Source organism: Fictibacillus gelatini DSM 15865 (assembly GCF_000430745.1).
GTDB classification, from domain to species: Bacteria; Bacillota; Bacilli; order Bacillales; family Fictibacillaceae; genus Fictibacillus_A; species Fictibacillus_A gelatini.
The window spans coordinates 292,392-310,338 of sequence record NZ_AUMP01000001.1; the positions used below are offsets into that span (position 1 = coordinate 292,392).

Here is a 17,947-nt window from a genome sequence, read left to right on the forward strand (position 1 = left end):
CCGCAGGCTTTTTTTGTTAACGCGCTGAATCTATTAAACTTTCATAAAAATTGATAATGGAGTACAAGCCATTTTTTAAAATTTTCATACATTTAAAAATAGAAAGGGGGGATGTTAATGGCTACCGTTTTAGATACAGGCTCAAGCCAGCCGAACAATGGAAGTGCGTCTACTAATATTCCAGTTACAGCTTCACCTGTAAAAGTTGCCGAGTTTGGATTAAGCCCGTATGTTTCTACGAATAAAATCATGCTCAGCTTTACGGCTGGAGTTACTACAACACTTGCTCTTCCGACACTATTGTTCAAAATTGTCAGAGATACAACGGTCATATTTACGACGCGGAGCCGGGTTGAAGTTGCTTTAGGACAACCTCAGACCATATCTTTTCAAGCCGTAGATTTAAATGTGCCAGTTGGAAATCATGCCTATTTTGTAACTGTTGAACTTGAAAATCCGCTTTTAAACTCCGCTTCCATCATCGGACCCATCTCATTTAACGGCGTGGCATACAGTCTCTAAATAACAGAGTGTTGAGAAATGATTTTCTCAACACTCTTTATTCATCTGCAAAATGCAGCATCGCCTGCTCGAAAAGATTCACGCTTTTTTCCCACGTCCATTTCTTTGCCTCATTTTCTCCTTCATTAGCAAGCTTTTTTCTCAGTTCTACATCTTGAATCAATTGAATGATGTCCTCGCTTAACCGATTTTCATGGCGGTACGAAATAAGGCAATTTTTCTCATGAACACAGTAATCGGTGTTTCCCCCTGCATAAGTCGTAACTAAAGCCGCTCCGCATTTCATCGCTTCAAGGCCAGGAAGGGAGGCCGTATCAAAGGTCGAGGAACTTGCAAAAATATCGGTCAAATTTAAATAATAATTGAGCTGAGCATCATCTTTCGGGGTTAAGAAGCGGTATTTGTTCATTCTACTGAGTTGTTTTAACTGGGGGGAGGAAATATATTCATTCGGCGGGCATATTAAATTGATTTGAACAGATGGATGTTGCGCTTTAACCCGGTCAAGCATTTCGATTAAGTATTCTTGCTCCCGGTGCCAGGAATATCCGCCTTCGGGCCTTCTAATAATCGCACTGATCTGCAATTTTTTATTCATCTGGCGAATCCCCATGTTGTAAAATTCATTGCTTACCCCTACTGGTACAATTTCCCCCGTAATTCCGTGATTTAATTCAATGATTTGTTGTTGCCATTTAGAAAGGACGACCAAATTTTTACTCAAATGATAGGTTGGAAAGGAGACATGACTATCGGGAAGAAATGTCGGTTCATAACAAAGGCTTAAACGAACGTGTTTTCCTTTTCCTAGCATGCTTGCATTTTGTGCAGGGCCAACGGTTGTATAAAAGTTTGAAACAATAATATCCGAATGCGGTATATCCTGTTCAGTAATGATCGATTGTTTTGATCGAACCACCTCTGCAATATGGAGAGGATACTCAATGACTCCTTCTGGCGGCATTAAAAACCTCACACAATGCCCTTTTAGTGCCAGGCCGTTTGCCAATTCAGCGAGCATTCGCTGGGCCCCGCCCTTGCATAGTGTAATCACTATAAACGTTACTTTCATCATCTTTTCTCCTTAAAATTTATCTTTATAGATAATCTATGACAGTTATTTCTGATGGATATAGACAGACCGTTAATTTCTTGTTGCCTACATCTAGTAAATGATTGTCTAAATGAGGAACCAATAACGTGAAGTTTCATAAACTTTATTGATAAAAGAGTTATAGAAAAGAGGGCTTAAATGAACATTTTGTTTACGTATTATGTTCCGAGCGGCGGGGTTGAAACGTTAAACCGCCAGAGGTGTAAAGCGTTGAGCCGTTCAGGCATCAACTGCCACCTTCTATATGCTGAAAGGGGCTCAGGAATTCAAAACATTGAACAGATCCCGACATTTATTACGAATAATGATACGGAGATTAAGCAAATCATTGAAACTGGAAAATATGATGCGATCATTGTTTGCTCCAACTATTTTCTTTTACCAAAATTGCGAGAAATGGGATACAAAGGAAAGGTAGTTTTTGAAGTACAGGGCTTAGGCGAACGAGACTATGCCGATACTTTAATGAAAAGCATCTACGATTGGGTCAGCACCTATGCGGATGGCCTTTTATATCCCGAAACTCCGCATATAAAAGAAATCATGGAAAAATATTATCCAAACATGAAAAAATATTGTTTCCACAATTGTTTTGATGCTTCCGCTTTTTCTTACTGTGCGCTGCCTAAAGAGAGTCCCCCTATTGTCGGCTGGGTTGGACGGATTGAGAGGAACAAAAATTGGAAACTGTACTTAACGATTGGTCATCTTCTTATTGAGCATAAACAGGCGATCAAGTTATGGATGTTCCACGATCCTTCCTATGTCGGGCAAAATGAACGGGATGAATTCGAAAAAACGGTTGACCGTCTAGGACTTCGCTCCATTTTAACCATTTTTGAAAACATCCCGCATAGCAAAATGCAGGAATACTATTCAACGATCGGGGACTCTGGAGGGTTTTTATGCTCAACCTCCATAACAGAAGGTTTTGGCTATGCGCTTGTTGAAGCACTTGTCTGCCGTTGCCCGGTCTTAACGACAGATTCTGATGGCGTAAAAAGTTTTATCGTCCATAACCATACCGGCAAATATATTTCGCTTGATCAGAAAACAATACTAAAAGAAGCATTAGAACTGATGGAAAACGATACACTCCGTGAAACGATCCGGAACAATGGCCAGCAATTCGTTCAGGACGTTTTTTCCCCGAATATTTATTGTTCAAACTTTATTCGCATGCTCGATGAACTACTTTCCTGAAATTTTAAATAGGCTGCCAGTCCAACCTGATATGCTCTCCTTAAGGTAGGCAGCCTAATTAAATTACCAGTTTTTATCAGTTTCGTACCCTAGCTCGATTAACAAGTCCCCTGCCACACTCTTAAACACTTCCTTCATTTCTTCATCAAATTCCTTTCTCCAGCTCCCTATTTTCCCCTGCCGGAAGGTCGGAGACCGCTTTGGATTAATATTTTTTCCCATGCATTCAATCAATTGATCGTGCGCAAGAGGCGGATGGGCATCTTCCCAAATAAATTTAGACAATCTAAGCATTGCCTTATTGCACGCTTCCTTTGAAGTCATAAAATCCTCATATTTAACGGTTAATACACGATTTTTCCCGTTCCATTTCCAAAAGCTTGAAAAATAATCATGAATGTTCGGGTAGAAAAATGTCTTGAGTTGTACCCCTTGAATTATGTCCAAAATTTTTTCTTTTTGTGTCATGCCCGTTTTTGTGAATTTTTCATACAGAGGATACTGTGGCAATCGATCGATAAAATAAGAAAGAGAGACCGCGACATCCCTCGGATCGCGAATTAATAATATTTGCTTCATCTTGAAGTTTTCAAGCATATCATGCCATTCTTTTGAATAATAGATATGTCCGCTTAAAAATTCATTATTCTTTATAGTACTCAATACTTTCAAATGATCTTCCAATTGGGCGGGCAATCCTTCGAACATGTCTTTGTAGGGATCATGGAAAGCGCCGGGAATCCCAAGCAAAATTTGTTTTAAAAGGTGCGTTCCACTTTTCGGCACGGTATTCAGAAAAAAGCCGGTAAAGCCTTTTCCGTTGTTCGCTGGCTTTAAATCCTGGAGAAATTGACTCAACGCTCCGTAATGGGTTTGTTGTACATATTTGATTTCATCATTGATCTTCTCAGCATGCCGTTTCGTTCCCATTTGATCATGAACACGATAATAAACAAGCGGTTCATCAATATAATAAAAATGATATTTCGGTAAAATTCTTAGCCATAAGTCATAATCGTGCGTATAAGGAAGAGATTCATCAAACATTCCCATTTCATTAAAGATGTTCATATCAGCCATAACGGTGCATCCGTTAATAAAGCATCCTTTCATCATATGCTTGCAAAACAATTCGCGGGTTGGATGATGGACGCCTATTTTTGGGCTCGTGACCCGATCATTTTCATCAATTAAAAAGTAACTCATATAACTAATGCGGGCACCGGCCTCTTTCATCTTTTTCATTTGCCTTTCCACTTTTTTAGGATCATAAATGTCATCGGAGCTAAGCCATGTAAAATAATCACCGGTTGCGTTTTTTATCCCGGCGTTTAGTGCTGAAGCTGTTCCACCGTTTGCTTTTTCTATATAGCGAATCGAATGAAGGAATGACTTGACTTTATCTGTATATAAAATCGAGCCATCATTTACGACAATGACTTCAATATTTGAATACGTTTGGTTCAATGCGCTCTTGATTGCCCTGTCGATATAAGGACAATTATAGAACGGAATGATAATAGAAACTTTATCCATACTTCTTCCTCCTATCCATATTTCACTGTTTTTCAGTCACTCCCTTTTCTATACAAAAAGAGGGTAATCGTATAGCTGCGATGTTACAGGTTGGCTTTATTCGCGATTGCTTCTTTCATTCGACAGATCATCTCCTTTGCTCTATGTTTAATTGTATGCCTCGAATGGATAAATGAATGGCCTCTTGATGCAATTTCAAGCCGCAATGGTTCATTATGCAAGTAAAATCTCGCCTTCTTAAGAAAATTCGATTCATCAACCGCGACAAAGTTTTCACCGTCAATAAATCCTAAATCCTTTAATTCGTTCGAATGAGGAGCCAAAAGCAACGTATTGCAAGCAAGCACTTCAAAATATTTCATGACTGGATAATGATAGATGGAATCGCAAGTAAGGAATACTTTGCTTCGGTTAATCTCCATTGCGTATTTCTTCCCGATAAACATATCCCGTTGGCTTTCGCTGACTTCCTTGTAGCCGGGATGAGGATGATAAACAAATCCTGGCTCACGTTTCATCGTTTGTAGCATTTGGGAACGAAACGGATACAGAAAAGGAAATGTCGCCCCCATCATTAAATAATCAATCTTTTTCGGAAGCTCATAATCACGAAATAAGTTCGGTTCAACAGAGTGTGGAAGCCAATGCATGCGATTTTTCATGTGAGGAAACCATTGCAAGAAAGCATCGCGATAATGTGTGAATACTACGTCGATTTGCTCTCGTTCAACAAATCGTTCACGGAGAAATCTTTTATGGTGAAGGTCGTGGAATATCATCCCTTTCGGGATCGTAACATGCGACAGTCCGCTAATATGCGGCGTAAATCCGTTAAAATAATCGTTCAGCAAAATAAAATCAGGTTTAAATGATAGAAATTCCAAACAGCGGCCAATCGGGCCATCCTTATCCCATAATTCGACCGATGCTTGATTGCGCAATTCAGCCGTTAAATAGGCCGTACTTTTGTCTAATTGAAGCGAACGGTCTTTTGTCACAAACAAAAGTTTCAGCTCTTCCATACGAATCACCGCCTTCTTTTAATAAGAAGATATGAAACTAGTCACAAAGCTGATTGGACATCGATAAAAGGTGAATAATTGTCCATTTTTCCGATTCTATGGGGCAACGCCGAATCATTGCTCTACTTTTTTGTATAGTATAAAGCATGGCTTTTCCTACTATTTTTTTAGCTTAGCCTACTATTTTTATAGAAGGAGATGAAGGATGAGTGGCAAATGGCGATATAAAAACGCAATCTTTACAAGATCTTTTAAATGAATTGCAGCAATTAATCGATCAATTATTAGGGGGGATTTCCTTCCCATCATTCAGCACGATAAAAGGCGAGCTGCTGCGCTTGAAGAATGCCGGAACAATAATTTCCCAGGTTTATACATTGGCCTCACAAATTCCCGGGGAGCCTGTATTGACAGGTGTAGTCGTTGTGGAAGTTGGAGTTGATCTTGTTAAATTTATCCAACCCGGATCTGGAACAGCCCCGATCATCACCATCCGCCTGGAAGACATTTTAGGTTGGGAACTATAGATAGATTCATGCTTTAATGACCATTTTTTTCAAAATAGGAGTTTGAATTATAGCAATTCTTTCTATCAGCAATAAATATAAAGCATAAGCTATTGCTAGAATAGCTTATATAGAATTTTTTTAGGGGGAAATCAAATGGCTATAAAAAGAAAGAAAAAAGCACAATCTCAAAACGAATCTCCGGAGCTTGCAAACACAGCCAATAATCTGCAAAACTTAGCAAATAATCTACTTTTAAACAATCTCGCCGCTTCAAATGGATCAAGTGCAGCAATCAACCCTTTGCAAACACCAGGATCGCTGCAACTACCCGATCTTCAGCCGGTTATAAATACCATCGTTGCAGTTGTCCAAGAAATTCTGGCGATCGTCAGCAGCTTAACAAGCGCAATCGCTAGTGCACTTCAGGCTATCGTACAAGCATTGATTCAGCTTGTCGTGCAACTATTGCAAAACATCATCGCCCTGGTTATTTCAATCGCCTCAGCAGTACAGGCCATTATAACGCTAGTCGTTCAATTAATTCAACAAGTTATAGCGTTGATTAATTCGGTTCTTTCGGGATTGTAATGGTTCCTAAAATTGCCAGAGTGAATAAATCAATCACTCTGGCTTTTATTCTCATTTCCCACTCGCCAATAAAGCTTTCCATGCTATTTATATGAAACTTATATAATCCTGAAGCTCCCTTTCTTTTCCCCAGGGATTAAAAATAAATCGTTCAATGTTTGGAGGAAAGCAATGAAAAATATATCGTGGCAGAAAACAATCATAAACAAAAGGCATCGCCAAAGGCTTCACGGTCATAAGAGCTTTGTTCTCTGGTTTACAGGACTATCAGGGTCCGGGAAATCAACATTGGCAAATAAAGTGGAGGCAAAGTTGAACTCCATGCAAGTATCCACTTATTTATTGGACGGAGACAATCTCCGCCATGGATTAAATAAGGACCTTGGATTTAGCAAGAAAGACAGGAAAGAGAACATAAGGAGAATCGGTGAAGTAGCAAAGTTGTTTGTCGATGCCGGACTCGCCGTGATCGCTTCTTCTATTTCCCCTTTTGCAAAAGACCGCGAGGCAGTGCGAAATTTATTCCCAAACGGGGAATTTATCGAAATTTACACTGAGTGTTCACTAAAGGAATGCGAAAGGCGTGATCCAAAAAATCTGTACAAAAAGGCAAGAAACGGAGAAATCAGCCATTTTACAGGAATTTCTTCTCCTTATGAGCCTCCTGAACATCCTGAAATCATCGTAAATACGGAAGAGATGACGATCGGGCAATGCGTAAATAAAATCATCACCTATTTAATGCTCAAAGGTTACATTTGATAAATGCCAAAGGCAGAGAACACAATTTACTCGCAGATTACTTCATCTTCACCAGTCGGACCGTGCTTTTCTCAAATTCGTTCGTTTCTTCAATTTCCTTTAATACGAAGGTTTGGCCGCTTCCTTTAATATGAGAAAGAAGCCTGCGGATTTGCTTTTCAGCTTCTTTTTGATTTGCTGCTGACACTACAAAAGTCATAACCATCATTTGATTGGGGTATATCTCATTTGTTTCAACAACAACTTTGAAATATTTTTTTCGATTCCATTCATCGTTTACTGTACATTGAAATTCTTGAAGAAGCTTTCTTAACTTATTGATTTTCTCTTTTTTCGTCGAATTTACAGCCGGATTCTGATCCATTTTTTCCCCTCCTTCCATCCTTTTTTATTAAAATACTAAAAAAAATATTCATTATTCCATTTAATATAAAACTTTCAATGTCGTTTTATTTTCAGTAGTTATTAAGACTATTTTTTTAAAAATAGTGGTTTGTCTTTTGCAAATAAATTCTTTCTAAATACATATAAGTATGGAGCTTTAAAATGGTGTAAAGCTTTGTAACCAAATAAGAACATAAGGAGGTATTTATATTGGCTTTAAAAAATAGCAAGAAAAAAGCGGAATCTCCCAATTTACTTGATCCCTTGCAAAATCCATTAAACGACTTGATCAATAGCCTTCCCAATTTACTCTGGCTACGCACAATAAGGTCTCAACTTTTGGCGATTAAAAATTCCGGAGCGACAATCTCACAAGTTTTTGTCGATGCCACTCAAATTCCCGGAGAACCTGTATTGATGGGCGTACAAGTTTTAAGCGTGGACTTGAACTTTGTTGTATTCATTCAGCCAGGTTCAGGCGGTTCCACGACAATCACAATTCGTCTCGATGCGATTATCGGTTGGGAAATGTAGCGGAACGACCAGGCTGCTCCAACCTAAGTTTTTCTAATTAAGGCAATTGCACTGTCCAAATTGCTCCCTTCCACATACTATAAATCATCGCGGAGGTTCAAAGGAGGTTTGTTCAGTGAGAAAAACAAAAAAACAAAATAGTCTCTCCAACGATCATTTAACTAAGTTTTCACAAAAAATAAATTCATTTGCATCAACGATCACTAAAGAAAATGTAGCCGAAAAAAAGCAACAGCTGCAAGGCTTGATAAGTGAATTCAACCATATTGTGAATGAGCTCATTCAAGCAACCCAGAAAGTGTCTCAAGAAAAAACAAAAAAATGATAAAAAAAGGCTATCACACAACCTATTTATCGCAACTATCATGACAATAATCTATACCAATCTTTAACAAGTTTCATTTAATAGTATAAAGCAATTACTACCCTATAAGGAGGAATTTTAAGTGAGTTTTTTTGAAGAAAGCAGCAGCTGCCGAGTAAGGCACGTGGAAGAAAACAAATGTCATCCTTGCTGCACTCCACGTTTCAGCGCTCTTGAGGCGACAAGCCGGCATCCATTAGGTGAAGCGATGGTTAACTCAGAATTGGATCAAATCGCCAGTACTAACCAGATCGATGAAGAATCTATCACCATTAAAGATTCTTGTGACGTTGTGGTGGAAACACGTTCAAACCAGGCATTAGTGCTTGTGCAAATTGCAGCCCAGGTAGTCACCGCTGCAATCACAATTGCCGCAATTAATAGCGATGTTGATGAAGATGCGGTTCTTGCAGATTTAGACCAAATATTCAAGAGCAGACAAATCAATCGCCAAAAAATTTGCATTGAAAACTCCCGCGGCGTCAGAGTCGAAGCATCCGATGACCAATCCATCATCGCAGCCCAAACCGCAGTTCAACTTTTAACAGCTATCATCACCATCATTGCTGTCAACTCAAATGTCGGCTAATGTCCGAAAACACCTGAATTAAATTCAGGTGTTTTTTCCTTTTCCAAGGGCAACAGCCTTGCTAAAACCGTTCTGTTAATTCTCTGGCTTGCATTCGCCTTTTGATCTACTGATGCATAGTATATAAGACGAGATTAAAAAAGGAGGCCATTTATAAGATGAGTGATCAAACTAAACCGGAAAATGAAGGACTAGAAGAAAGCCCTTCAAGCGGGGATAAAACCAGTGAACTTTCACAGCAAGCAATGAATATGCAAGTGGCAAATATTTTTCGTAAACATGGGATTACGAAAGAACATTTGAAACATATATCTGAGGAGCAAGTAGAAGAGTTGAAAAATTTGTTGGAACAATTTAAAGCACAGCTGGACTTTCTTAATCAGAATCAAGAAAAAAAGAAAAAGGGAGGTAGAACCCGGCCGAGACGGAGAGGAAGATAACCGAAGGCTATAATCATTGACGAGGGGGAAAAAGAGTGGAACATTCAAATAGCGATAAATCAGTTCAAACCATTGAAAGAAAATGGACGGCATTAGATCCCTCAAGTCGACATCCATTAAGTGTCCAAAATTTAGCCAACCGCAAGAATTTAAATGAGCGGATTCAATTAAAAGATGCCGAAAACATTCATTTTATTACAATTTCAGAGGAAACAATCATTGGCTTAAATACTGCATTTCAAGCAGCCCTTGTATTCATGGCAGAAGTCGCCATTAAAAATGTTAGAATGAGGGATGCAGTCATCCAAGATTTACTCTCTTCTATTCAGATTGAACCCCCTTCTATCCCAAAAGTGGATGTTGAGAATTCGAAGAACATCACCATTGTTTTGGACTCCACCACAGCGATCCTTTCAGCTCAAATCGCGCTCCAAATATTAAATGCTTTTCTTGAAACCATTAACGGATATAAGCTTTTGGATTGAAGGCAACGGAATTTTCCGTTGCCTTATTTCTACATCCCATTATCTATTGAATTTATCTCCGAAAAAATAGTTTAATGACGCACTTCTTCTACCTAAACAAAACTAGAGGTTGTTTAATAAACTATTATATCTTAATTGAAAGGTGTGAAAGATTAAATGTGGACGAATTTTTGGGGCGGTTGCGGGGCAAGCTGCCGTTGCAGCGGATGCGAAAGCTGCAGGCATTGTGCCTCCTGCCGCAAGTGCAATAAATGCAATTCTTGCAATTGCGGCCGTTGCAAGAAGAAATGCGAACCTATCGAAACCTTATTTACGTGCAAAAAATGCAAAAGGCACCGTAACTAATTTTCATGCGGAGAAAGATCTTTTTCTTCATAAAAGATCTTTTTCTTTGTTCACTTTGAATCAAAGGAGGGAATTTTATGAAAGTGGTCATCCTTTGCGGCGGAAAGGGAACAAGAATGTCCGAACTTACCCAGGACCTCCCTAAGCCGCTTGTGCCGGTCGGAGAAAAGCCGCTCATCTGGCACATTATGAAACTTTATCATCATTACGGCTTTAACGACTTTGTTCTATTGCTTGGCTATAAGGGGGACAAAATCAAAGAATATTTCATCGATTATGCATGGAAGAATCATAGTTTTACGTTAAATACGCGAAGCGGGGAAATCCAATTGAAAAACAAGCCGGAAAATTGGACAATCACCCTTCTTGACACCGGCCTTGAAACGATGACAGGAAGCAGAATTAAACAAGCCGAAGAGTTGATCGGAAAAGAGACCTTTATGCTTACCTACGGCGACGGGCTTTCAGATATCAACCTTCATGAGTTGATGAAGTACCATCAAGAAAAAGGAGCGATCGCAACAGTCACCGGCATTAACAAGAAAAGCCAGTTTGGGACGCTTACTGTCAATAATGGAATGGCCGAATCCTTTCAGGAGAAAACCGCATCCGAAGGATTGATCAACGGAGGTTTTTTTGTTTTGAATCATGAGGTTTTTCAGTATTTGCAGGATGATGAGAACTGCGTTTTTGAGCAAGAGCCGCTCATGAATCTGGCGAAAGATGGACAGCTCTCCGTTTATGAGCACAACGGATTTTGGACTGCCATTGACACGTATAAAAATGTTTTAGAAATTAATGAAATGTGGAAACAAGGAAAGCAATTATGGAAGGTATGGAGATAAAACATGAATGAGTTTTGGAAAAACAAAAATGTGTTCGTTACAGGATGCACAGGCTTTTTAGGAAGCTATTTAGTGAAAAAGCTTGTTGATTTAGGGGCAAACGTCACTGGATTAATCCGTGATACAGTTTTCAACTCCAATTTGTATAAACATGACCATTATAAAAAAATCAATATTGTTCACGGTTCCCTTGAAGATTATGCTGCGATTCAGAGGGCGCTTGGCGAATACGAAATCGATACCGTTTTTCATATTGCAGCACAGGCGATTGTGGGAGTGGCCAACCGAAACCCAATCTCCACTTTTGAAGCGAATATACGCGGAACATGGAACATTTTAGAAGCGTGTCGGAATCATCCTTTAATCAAACGCGTCATTATTGCTTCAAGCGACAAAGCGTATGGCGATCAAGAAAAGCTACCTTATGATGAAACAATGCCACTGCAAGGAAAGCATCCTTATGACGTTTCAAAAAGCTGCACCGATTTGCTTGCTCAAACGTACCATCATACGTACGGGCTGCCGGTATGCATTACAAGATGCGGGAACCTGTACGGCGGCGGGGATTTAAACTTTAACCGGATCATACCGCAAACGATTCGTTCTATTCATCATGGCGAAGCACCCGTTATCCGCAGTGACGGAACATTCATTCGTGATTACTTCTATGTTGAAGACGCTGTATCCGCTTATTTGCTCCTGGCTGAAAAGACGGAAGAAAAGAACCTGGCCGGCGAAGCGTTCAATTTCAGCAATGAAATCCAATTAACCGTGCTTCAATTAGTTGAAAAAATCCTCAAATTGATGGACAGCGATTTGTCCCCGCAAATTTTAAACCAGGGAACCAATGAAATCAAGCACCAGTATCTTTCCGCTAAAAAAGCGCAGGAAATTTTAAATTGGAAACCGTCCCACAGCATCGACGAAGGATTAAAGAAAACAATTGCCTGGTATGAAGAATTCTTTAACGCCAATGGGAAACTTGAGGGATAACATATGAGTAGCGTGTATTGTACCGTTTTATCAAAAGGAAGATTATACCAGGCTATTACCCTATTTCACTCACTCGAAAATGTGATGCAGGACTATCGTGTGTTTACCTTATGTATTGATGATGACACCTACGGGCTTTTGAAGAAAATGAACTTAAAAAATATTACTTTAACCCACGTAAAAGAGCTGGAAGATGCGCAATTACTCGAGCTAAAAAAACAACGGAAGCGAAATGAGTATTGCTGGACGTTAAAACCTCTTTTCATCGAAAAAATAATGAAAGATTATCCATCCATCAATAGGGTGACATATATTGACGCCGATCTCTATTTTTTTGAAAATCCAACGGTTATATTTGAAAACCAGCCTGACTGCTCCGTCCTGCTCTCAAGAGGAGACATTGTCATTCCTTCCTTCGATCCTGCCTTGATTAAAGAATTGCAAAGGCTGCTCGGTAACTACAATTCCGGATTGATCAGTTTTAAATGTGATGATCCTGGTTCGGCCTGCTTAAAGTGGTGGAAGGAGAAATGCTTAGAACATTGCGTAAATGCACCCGGTGAAGGAAAATTTGGAGATCAGGGCTACCTGGACTCAATGCCCGGCCTGTTTCCGAATGTATGCGACATTATCACTCCGGGAGTCAACATTGGCCATTGGAATTATGCCAAACATCGATATTCAATGAAAGATGGCGCGATTTTTGCTGATGAAGCGAAGCTGATTTGTTATCATTTCAGCGGCTACCGAATCCTTAATAAAAATGATATGAAACGGATTCACGAAAAAGACAGAAAGGACTCCCCAATGTTGCTTCATAACATTTACCAGCTTCATGTCAAAAATGCTATTTGCCTTGTTGAGCAAATCGATCCTGATTTTAACGGCTACGCTGAAGGCCAGGACATCCACAGCTAAAGGAAGGTGATCACGATGAAAGCCAGCATTATCGTTCCATCGTACAATGCTAAAGAAAGATTGCATTATAACTTGCTATCACTCAATCAGCAAGATTATCCTTTTGACGATTTCGAAGTCATTGTCATTGATAACGGATCGACGGACAACACGTTGGAATTGCTGAAAACTTTTAAAGCAAACTATTCCCTTATTCCAGTAAGAATCGAGCAAAACAGAGGAATAGCCTATGGAAGGAACCAGGGGATAGTAAACGCTACGGGAGATATATTGATTTTTCATGACAGCGATATGATTGCGGCAAAAGACTATGTTCGAAAGCATATTGAAGCCCATCAAGATGATCACTCCGTCATTTGCGGCCTGTTCTGGAAAAGAATTTACAGTTTTTATTATCCAAATTTCGAACCTTTTCATATTGAAAAGTTCAAAACGCATGCTCATAAATATCCGAATAAACAATTGTCCAATACGGAAAAAACAACGCTCATTACCAAAGGGCAAATTATAAATGGCAGCTTTATGGACTATGCCTTTGATTTAGATTTGCATTTGATTCATTCACTAAAAGAGATCATTAACCGGCATGGGGAAAGCCTGTCGGGCTATCATTCCCCATGGAGATTTTTTTACACCAACAATAGTTCCGTATTAAGAAAGAATGTTCTTGACATCGGGACATTTGACGACCGGATCGTAAAGTATGGATATGAAGACTACGATCTAGCGATTAGGCTCCATAAGTCTGAACACCAATTCAAGCTCAGGACGGACATCGTGAGTGTTCATCAAGAGCATCCGACCAATCTGACATCCCTAAATGATTCGATTGAAAACATCAATTACTTATGCCAAAAGTACAACGACATCCGTTCTCTTGACATTCAGCTGATATTTTCAGGTCGATTTAGCCAGGACGAAACAAATGCCATTATGGGCGATATCCTTAAACTGCGCCATTCAAATGAATACGATGATCTTCTTTCCGTTTTTTTGCAACTCCTCCATTTAGAAAGAAAGAGGAATTTCGGCAATAAAATAGAGCTTTCAAATGAAGTTTTGAATTGGCCTGAAATTCAACAAAAGCTGTCAGCACTGCGCCAAAAATTCGGAATGCGGGATTTTATTGAAGCCTTCCAACGATTAGTAAAGAGAATTTATCAAATGGATATCCTTACTGAGGATGTGATCACATGAAAAAATATCATTTTACCACTATCGTTTCTAAAACACATCTTTTTAAAATTATCGCCATGTATCAATCGTTGAACATTCATTGCGAAGATTTTTGTCTGTTCATTTTATGTGTGGACCATGAAGTTTACGATATTCTTAAAACAAGGAATTGGGAAAATGCCCAACTTTTCGAATTAAAAGATGTGGAAGATAAAGAATTAATAAAAGCAAAATCAAACCGGACCATTTATGAGTATATTTGGACACTTAAATCTTCTTTTCTACTATATATTATGAAGAACCATCATGACGCCCGGTATTACGCCCATCTCGATTCGGATCTCTACTTCTTCTCCAATCCAGAACAAATATTTGAAGAAGCCCCTCAGGCATCCCTTTATTTGACAGATCATCATAATTCGGAACGGTTTATGCACTATTATGATCTGACAGGAAAGTTCAATTCCGGATTTGTCGGGTTTAAACATGATCCGATTGGCTGGAAAGGCATCGAAGAATGGAAAACTAAATGCCTGAAGCATTGTTCCATTGACATCGATCCGGTTGCGAAAACTTACGGCGATCAGCGGTATATCGAGGATTGGCCAGAACGCTTTGACAATGTCCACGTCGTGAAATCCATCGGGGCGAACGCTGCTTTATGGAATATTGAAAAATATAAAGTTTCAAAACAGAATGGAAAGGTTTATCTTGATCATGAACCACTCATCTTTTACCATTTTTCAGGACTTTATATTCTTGGCCAACAGGAATTCAACCTCTGTTACTTCTATCATATTGACGACGTCAACACCGTTCAATTCATTTATTTGCCATATGTTGAGGAATTAGCGCAAATCATAAAAGAAGTTCAAGAACAACATCCCTGGTTTACTCCTGAATTTGTAGATAAGGAAAAGATCCCCACTAAACATCTTTATGATGTAAGTAAATGATCCCCACTGCCACCCAACTTCTAAATAAATGAAGCCTGGCTTATCCTTTTTTAAATTAGACAATACTGCAATCGTTTAAGAACACTTAGAAAATAGATCAATCCATTAGGTAAAATAAGTTGAAAAAAGCCTGTTCGATGGACGAATAGGCTTTTTACCTTGTCTTAATAACGTAAATAAATTTTTGTGCTATAATACTACATATTGTGAAAGGAGAATGATATTTTGTTTAAAACAAATAAAACATCATCAACAAATAAAAATCGAAAACCATTACGATGGCAACCGCTATTGGTTTTTGGAATAGCAGGAATTGTGCTCTTATACTTCATTGCGGCGAATACCTTTATATTCCGTTTTCTTACGCTCGTTTCTTTTGCCGTCTTAATTACGATTTCCATTCTTCTTTATAAAAAAATAGAAAACGTAATGAATCTCATTTCTTTATCGGAAAAGAAAGACGATCAAGCGGCTGAGGAGAAAATCGTTCACGTCGCGAAAAGCGAGGAAACGAATAGTTCCGAACTAAAAGTAGCCGAAACGGATGAAGAAGCGAAACAAAAAGAAATGGAACTGACAAAGCTTGAATGGGACAAAACCCAAATATTCAACGAGCTTTTTACAAAAGCGAATTTGCAAGAGGAAGAAAAGAAACATTATCTTCGTCGCATTACTGAGAAAGAAAAAGAAGTATTTAGCTTGAAGCAAGAACTCTCGGGGTTTAGAAATAAAATTCAGCAAGCAGTCATTGATAAGACAAATTTCTTTTTAGGAAGGGACATGGAGCTGGAAGATATTATCGACACCCTCGATCCCGACTTCATACTGGACGCTTCGTTTGAAGAAATCAATGAAAAGTTGAAATTGGTCAAAAATGAACTTTCCGATCACCAGATTCAATTTTTAAAACAATCCGGACATATCAATGACCAATTTGAAGTTACAAGAATGGGGTATCGCGAGTGGCTAAAAATTGCGAAGAAAAAAGGCGCGAAAAAAGTGCATCAATAAATGATCAAAAAACAAGCTCTCCAAATAAAGGAGGGCTTGTTCTTGTTCAATCGGAGTTCAGTCTTTCTGCCTGTTCTTCGGCGATCTCGTTTCGTTCGCCGCCATCTGATAATTCTTCGGCAAACTCTGCCGCCATATTATCAGTATTTACAAATTGTCCGGACCGCTTCAATTCGCTTACTGGTTCAAATGGCGGCGAATTATAGTCCGTTTTCCGATTGGGCCTTCGCTTCATTTCCTTCCCCTCCTGGTGCGGTTATTTATGTAGTATGTGAGCAAAATGTATTTTTATCCTAAACCGTTGCCGTTTTTTCAAATACGTTTGATTCCATTTGCCTGGACTAGAAGATAGGTTCATAAAAGTAAGCGAATAGCTACTCCGCTCATTAGACCTTGATAGATAATAGAGACCTGAACTGTTAAATCATCGCCGATATCGTTTTAACAAATGAAGAACATATTGGTGGAAGAGATATAAAGCGATCAACAGGAAGGGATAGCATATGGCAGAATACCATAGCTTCCACCCGTTATAATAAAATGTTCCACTCCATAAAAACAGAACTTCATATATCAGTGCAAAAATGGACCATGCTGCTATATAGAGAGTTTTCCGCATCCAGCTCTTTCCACCGGGAAAGTAATTCAAGTAAATTAAATTAATGGCTGGATAAATTCCATATACAAAAATGAGCGTCCCCCAATCCGCCCCCTTTTGGAAATATCCATACCAACCATATTTGAGGTCGAGGTACACATCAAAGATGGTCTGTAAATGCAATGCAAACAAGCATGTCGTTATGATTTCAATCATTGACATTCGTTTTGGCATAAACAGTGCGAACAGATTAAACAAAATGACTGTCAGGACGAGAAAAAGCACGATTAGCGCTCCAATCCAAATTTTCTTCTTTTTTCAAAATCCCCTTTTATCAGGTTCGTTTTAAGGGAAGCAAACCTTAGTGCCCCTTCAGCTAAGAAAGTTCTTATTTTCAAGAACAAATTTTCACCTGTGGTGCTATTTTCAAGGCATTTGGACAATAAACAGTGGATTTCCGACAATAAATCGATTCCATCGGACAATAAATAGCCTCAGTAGGACAATAAATTTAGTATTTTCTTCATTTATGGTCCAAAAGTAAGATTTTATTGTCTAAACTGGATGGCTTATTGTCCAAATAAGAGCATTTATTGTCCGAGAACGAAATTATTTTAAATAAAGTAAAAATTCGTGATCGTTTTTTCCTCATTTCACGGATCTAACGAGGTGTTCTTAAAATAAGAATGTCCTATTACTGAAATGCAATCTTTTTTCTAGAAGGGGCATTAACTTTTTAAAATCGACATTCCGTTATTCATTTTTGTATGATCACATATACTCATTGCCGATATTTACGATCAGGAACGGAGCAAATTGGTTGATCTATGTCTATTCCACTTTATTACCGTTACCATTTATCCCTTAAAAAGGTTAAAAATATACAAAAGGATAATGACTAAAGATAAACTAAACATTTTTGCAAATTAGTATCAGCCTCAATCGGAGTTATATTCATTTGAGTCCAAACGCTTTGGATTAGTAAGATGTTGACATCCTCGGTTAAGCTACGTTATATCCAGGCGGCTCATGACCAGGGGAAACAAGTAGAAA

22 protein-coding genes are annotated in these 17,947 nt (G+C 38.8%); 16 read left to right on the forward strand and 6 right to left on the reverse strand.

Annotated features, from left to right (window positions below; genetic code table 11):
• Positions 1–117 precede the first annotated feature (117 nt).
• Positions 118–522 (forward strand): hypothetical protein, encoded by a 405-nt coding sequence (locus tag H538_RS22845; RefSeq protein WP_051291187.1) that lies wholly within the window; start codon positions 118–120, stop codon positions 520–522.
• A gap of 37 nt (positions 523–559) precedes the next feature.
• Here H538_RS22845 and H538_RS0101530 read toward each other — a convergent pair whose 3' ends face one another.
• Positions 560–1,594, reverse strand: coding sequence for a glycosyltransferase family 4 protein (locus tag H538_RS0101530; protein WP_026676058.1), 1,035 nt, complete (start codon positions 1,592–1,594; stop codon positions 560–562).
• A 180-nt stretch (positions 1,595–1,774) separates the two neighbouring features.
• Here H538_RS0101530 and H538_RS0101535 point away from each other — a divergent pair, with 180 nt between their 5' ends.
• Positions 1,775–2,839 carry a glycosyltransferase family 4 protein gene (locus H538_RS0101535; RefSeq protein WP_026676059.1) on the forward strand — a complete coding sequence of 355 codons (1,065 nt, stop codon included), beginning with the start codon at positions 1,775–1,777 and terminating at the stop codon, positions 2,837–2,839.
• Between the two features lie 63 nt (positions 2,840–2,902).
• Here the strand turns inward: H538_RS0101535 and H538_RS25330 are convergent, their stop codons facing one another.
• Positions 2,903–4,375 carry a glycosyltransferase gene (locus H538_RS25330; protein WP_081412539.1) on the reverse strand — a complete coding sequence of 491 codons (1,473 nt, stop codon included), beginning with the start codon at positions 4,373–4,375 and terminating at the stop codon, positions 2,903–2,905.
• Positions 4,376–4,458: 83 nt separating this feature from the next.
• Positions 4,459–5,397, reverse strand: a complete 939-nt coding sequence (locus H538_RS0101545; protein ID WP_035349745.1) for a glycosyltransferase family protein — start codon at positions 5,395–5,397, stop codon at positions 4,459–4,461.
• Between the two features lie 209 nt (positions 5,398–5,606).
• On the opposite strand from H538_RS0101545, the gene H538_RS0101550 reads away from it, so the two are divergent.
• The 3 genes from H538_RS0101550 to cysC all read left to right on the forward strand — a co-directional run bounded on the left by H538_RS0101550 (position 5,607) and on the right by cysC (position 7,256).
• Positions 5,607–5,924, forward strand: a complete 318-nt coding sequence (locus H538_RS0101550; RefSeq protein WP_026676061.1) for a hypothetical protein — start codon at positions 5,607–5,609, stop codon at positions 5,922–5,924.
• A 135-nt stretch (positions 5,925–6,059) separates the two neighbouring features.
• Positions 6,060–6,494, forward strand: coding sequence for a hypothetical protein (locus H538_RS0101555; RefSeq protein WP_026676062.1), 435 nt, complete (start codon positions 6,060–6,062; stop codon positions 6,492–6,494).
• A gap of 171 nt (positions 6,495–6,665) precedes the next feature.
• Positions 6,666–7,256: an adenylyl-sulfate kinase gene (gene cysC / locus H538_RS0101560; RefSeq protein ID WP_026676063.1), complete on the forward strand. Its 591-nt coding sequence runs from the start codon at positions 6,666–6,668 to the stop codon at positions 7,254–7,256.
• A gap of 37 nt (positions 7,257–7,293) precedes the next feature.
• Here the strand turns inward: cysC and H538_RS0101565 are convergent, their stop codons facing one another.
• On the reverse strand, positions 7,294–7,620 hold the full coding sequence (locus tag H538_RS0101565) for a hypothetical protein (protein ID WP_026676064.1): 327 nt from the start codon (positions 7,618–7,620) through the stop codon (positions 7,294–7,296).
• Positions 7,621–7,850: 230 nt separating this feature from the next.
• Here H538_RS0101565 and H538_RS0101570 point away from each other — a divergent pair, with 230 nt between their 5' ends.
• From H538_RS0101570 to H538_RS0101620, 11 genes are all read left to right on the forward strand, one after another.
• Positions 7,851–8,174 carry a hypothetical protein gene (locus H538_RS0101570; protein ID WP_026676065.1) on the forward strand — a complete coding sequence of 108 codons (324 nt, stop codon included), beginning with the start codon at positions 7,851–7,853 and terminating at the stop codon, positions 8,172–8,174.
• 115 nt (positions 8,175–8,289) lie between these two features.
• Positions 8,290–8,499 carry a hypothetical protein gene (locus tag H538_RS0101575; RefSeq protein ID WP_026676066.1) on the forward strand — a complete coding sequence of 70 codons (210 nt, stop codon included), beginning with the start codon at positions 8,290–8,292 and terminating at the stop codon, positions 8,497–8,499.
• Between the two features lie 121 nt (positions 8,500–8,620).
• Positions 8,621–9,127, forward strand: coding sequence for a spore coat protein (locus H538_RS24955; protein ID WP_051291189.1), 507 nt, complete (start codon positions 8,621–8,623; stop codon positions 9,125–9,127).
• 158 nt (positions 9,128–9,285) lie between these two features.
• Entirely contained in the window at positions 9,286–9,567 is a 282-nt protein-coding gene (locus H538_RS22860; protein ID WP_051291191.1) for a hypothetical protein, read from the forward strand.
• A gap of 35 nt (positions 9,568–9,602) precedes the next feature.
• Positions 9,603–10,052, forward strand: a complete 450-nt coding sequence (locus tag H538_RS0101590) for a spore coat protein (RefSeq protein ID WP_026676067.1) — start codon at positions 9,603–9,605, stop codon at positions 10,050–10,052.
• A gap of 422 nt (positions 10,053–10,474) precedes the next feature.
• Complete coding sequence (locus H538_RS0101595) at positions 10,475–11,242, forward strand: glucose-1-phosphate cytidylyltransferase (RefSeq protein WP_026676068.1); 768 nt, start codon at positions 10,475–10,477, stop codon at positions 11,240–11,242.
• 3 nt (positions 11,243–11,245) lie between these two features.
• Positions 11,246–12,235 carry a GDP-mannose 4,6-dehydratase gene (locus H538_RS0101600; protein WP_026676069.1) on the forward strand — a complete coding sequence of 330 codons (990 nt, stop codon included), beginning with the start codon at positions 11,246–11,248 and terminating at the stop codon, positions 12,233–12,235.
• Between the two features lie 3 nt (positions 12,236–12,238).
• The gene (locus H538_RS0101605; RefSeq protein ID WP_026676070.1) at positions 12,239–13,153 is read left to right on the forward strand and encodes a putative nucleotide-diphospho-sugar transferase; all 915 of its coding nucleotides are present in this window, start codon (positions 12,239–12,241) and stop codon (positions 13,151–13,153) included.
• A 15-nt stretch (positions 13,154–13,168) separates the two neighbouring features.
• On the forward strand, positions 13,169–14,350 hold the full coding sequence (locus tag H538_RS0101610) for a glycosyltransferase family 2 protein (protein WP_026676071.1): 1,182 nt from the start codon (positions 13,169–13,171) through the stop codon (positions 14,348–14,350).
• Positions 14,347–15,285, forward strand: coding sequence for a putative nucleotide-diphospho-sugar transferase (locus H538_RS0101615; RefSeq protein WP_026676072.1), 939 nt, complete (start codon positions 14,347–14,349; stop codon positions 15,283–15,285). The genes H538_RS0101610 and H538_RS0101615 overlap by 4 nt, the downstream gene beginning before the upstream one ends.
• 225 nt (positions 15,286–15,510) lie before the next feature.
• Positions 15,511–16,296: a hypothetical protein gene (locus H538_RS0101620; protein ID WP_026676073.1), complete on the forward strand. Its 786-nt coding sequence runs from the start codon at positions 15,511–15,513 to the stop codon at positions 16,294–16,296.
• A gap of 46 nt (positions 16,297–16,342) precedes the next feature.
• Here the strand turns inward: H538_RS0101620 and H538_RS0101625 are convergent, their stop codons facing one another.
• Together H538_RS0101625 and H538_RS26915 are read right to left on the reverse strand one after the other, a co-directional pair.
• Positions 16,343–16,531 carry a hypothetical protein gene (locus tag H538_RS0101625; RefSeq protein WP_026676074.1) on the reverse strand — a complete coding sequence of 63 codons (189 nt, stop codon included), beginning with the start codon at positions 16,529–16,531 and terminating at the stop codon, positions 16,343–16,345.
• 189 nt (positions 16,532–16,720) lie between these two features.
• Positions 16,721–17,128 carry a CBO0543 family protein gene (locus H538_RS26915; RefSeq protein WP_322786380.1) on the reverse strand — a complete coding sequence of 136 codons (408 nt, stop codon included), beginning with the start codon at positions 17,126–17,128 and terminating at the stop codon, positions 16,721–16,723.
• Between the last annotated feature and the right edge of the window lie 819 nt (positions 17,129–17,947).

Bases quoted from the DNA above. Each gene is read 5' to 3' on its own strand.
- H538_RS22845 (WP_051291187.1), top strand. From the start codon at position 118: ATGGCTACCGTTTTAGATACAGGCTCAAGCCAGCCGAACAATGGAAGT.
- H538_RS0101625 (WP_026676074.1), bottom strand. From the start codon at position 16,531: ATGAAGCGAAGGCCCAATCGGAAAACGGACTATAATTCGCCGCCATTT.
- H538_RS0101555 (WP_026676062.1), top strand. From the start codon at position 6,060: ATGGCTATAAAAAGAAAGAAAAAAGCACAATCTCAAAACGAATCTCCG.
- H538_RS25330 (WP_081412539.1), bottom strand. From the start codon at position 4,375: ATGGATAAAGTTTCTATTATCATTCCGTTCTATAATTGTCCTTATATC.
- H538_RS0101545 (WP_035349745.1), bottom strand. From the start codon at position 5,397: ATGGAAGAGCTGAAACTTTTGTTTGTGACAAAAGACCGTTCGCTTCAA.
- H538_RS0101605 (WP_026676070.1), top strand. From the start codon at position 12,239: ATGAGTAGCGTGTATTGTACCGTTTTATCAAAAGGAAGATTATACCAG.
- H538_RS0101600 (WP_026676069.1), top strand. From the start codon at position 11,246: ATGAATGAGTTTTGGAAAAACAAAAATGTGTTCGTTACAGGATGCACA.
- H538_RS0101565 (WP_026676064.1), bottom strand. From the start codon at position 7,620: ATGGATCAGAATCCGGCTGTAAATTCGACGAAAAAAGAGAAAATCAAT.
- H538_RS22860 (WP_051291191.1), top strand. From the start codon at position 9,286: ATGAGTGATCAAACTAAACCGGAAAATGAAGGACTAGAAGAAAGCCCT.
- H538_RS0101535 (WP_026676059.1), top strand. From the start codon at position 1,775: ATGAACATTTTGTTTACGTATTATGTTCCGAGCGGCGGGGTTGAAACG.
- H538_RS0101595 (WP_026676068.1), top strand. From the start codon at position 10,475: ATGAAAGTGGTCATCCTTTGCGGCGGAAAGGGAACAAGAATGTCCGAA.
- cysC (WP_026676063.1), top strand. From the start codon at position 6,666: ATGAAAAATATATCGTGGCAGAAAACAATCATAAACAAAAGGCATCGC.
- H538_RS0101530 (WP_026676058.1), bottom strand. From the start codon at position 1,594: ATGAAAGTAACGTTTATAGTGATTACACTATGCAAGGGCGGGGCCCAG.
- H538_RS26915 (WP_322786380.1), bottom strand. From the start codon at position 17,128: ATGCCAAAACGAATGTCAATGATTGAAATCATAACGACATGCTTGTTT.
- H538_RS0101610 (WP_026676071.1), top strand. From the start codon at position 13,169: ATGAAAGCCAGCATTATCGTTCCATCGTACAATGCTAAAGAAAGATTG.
- H538_RS0101615 (WP_026676072.1), top strand. From the start codon at position 14,347: ATGAAAAAATATCATTTTACCACTATCGTTTCTAAAACACATCTTTTT.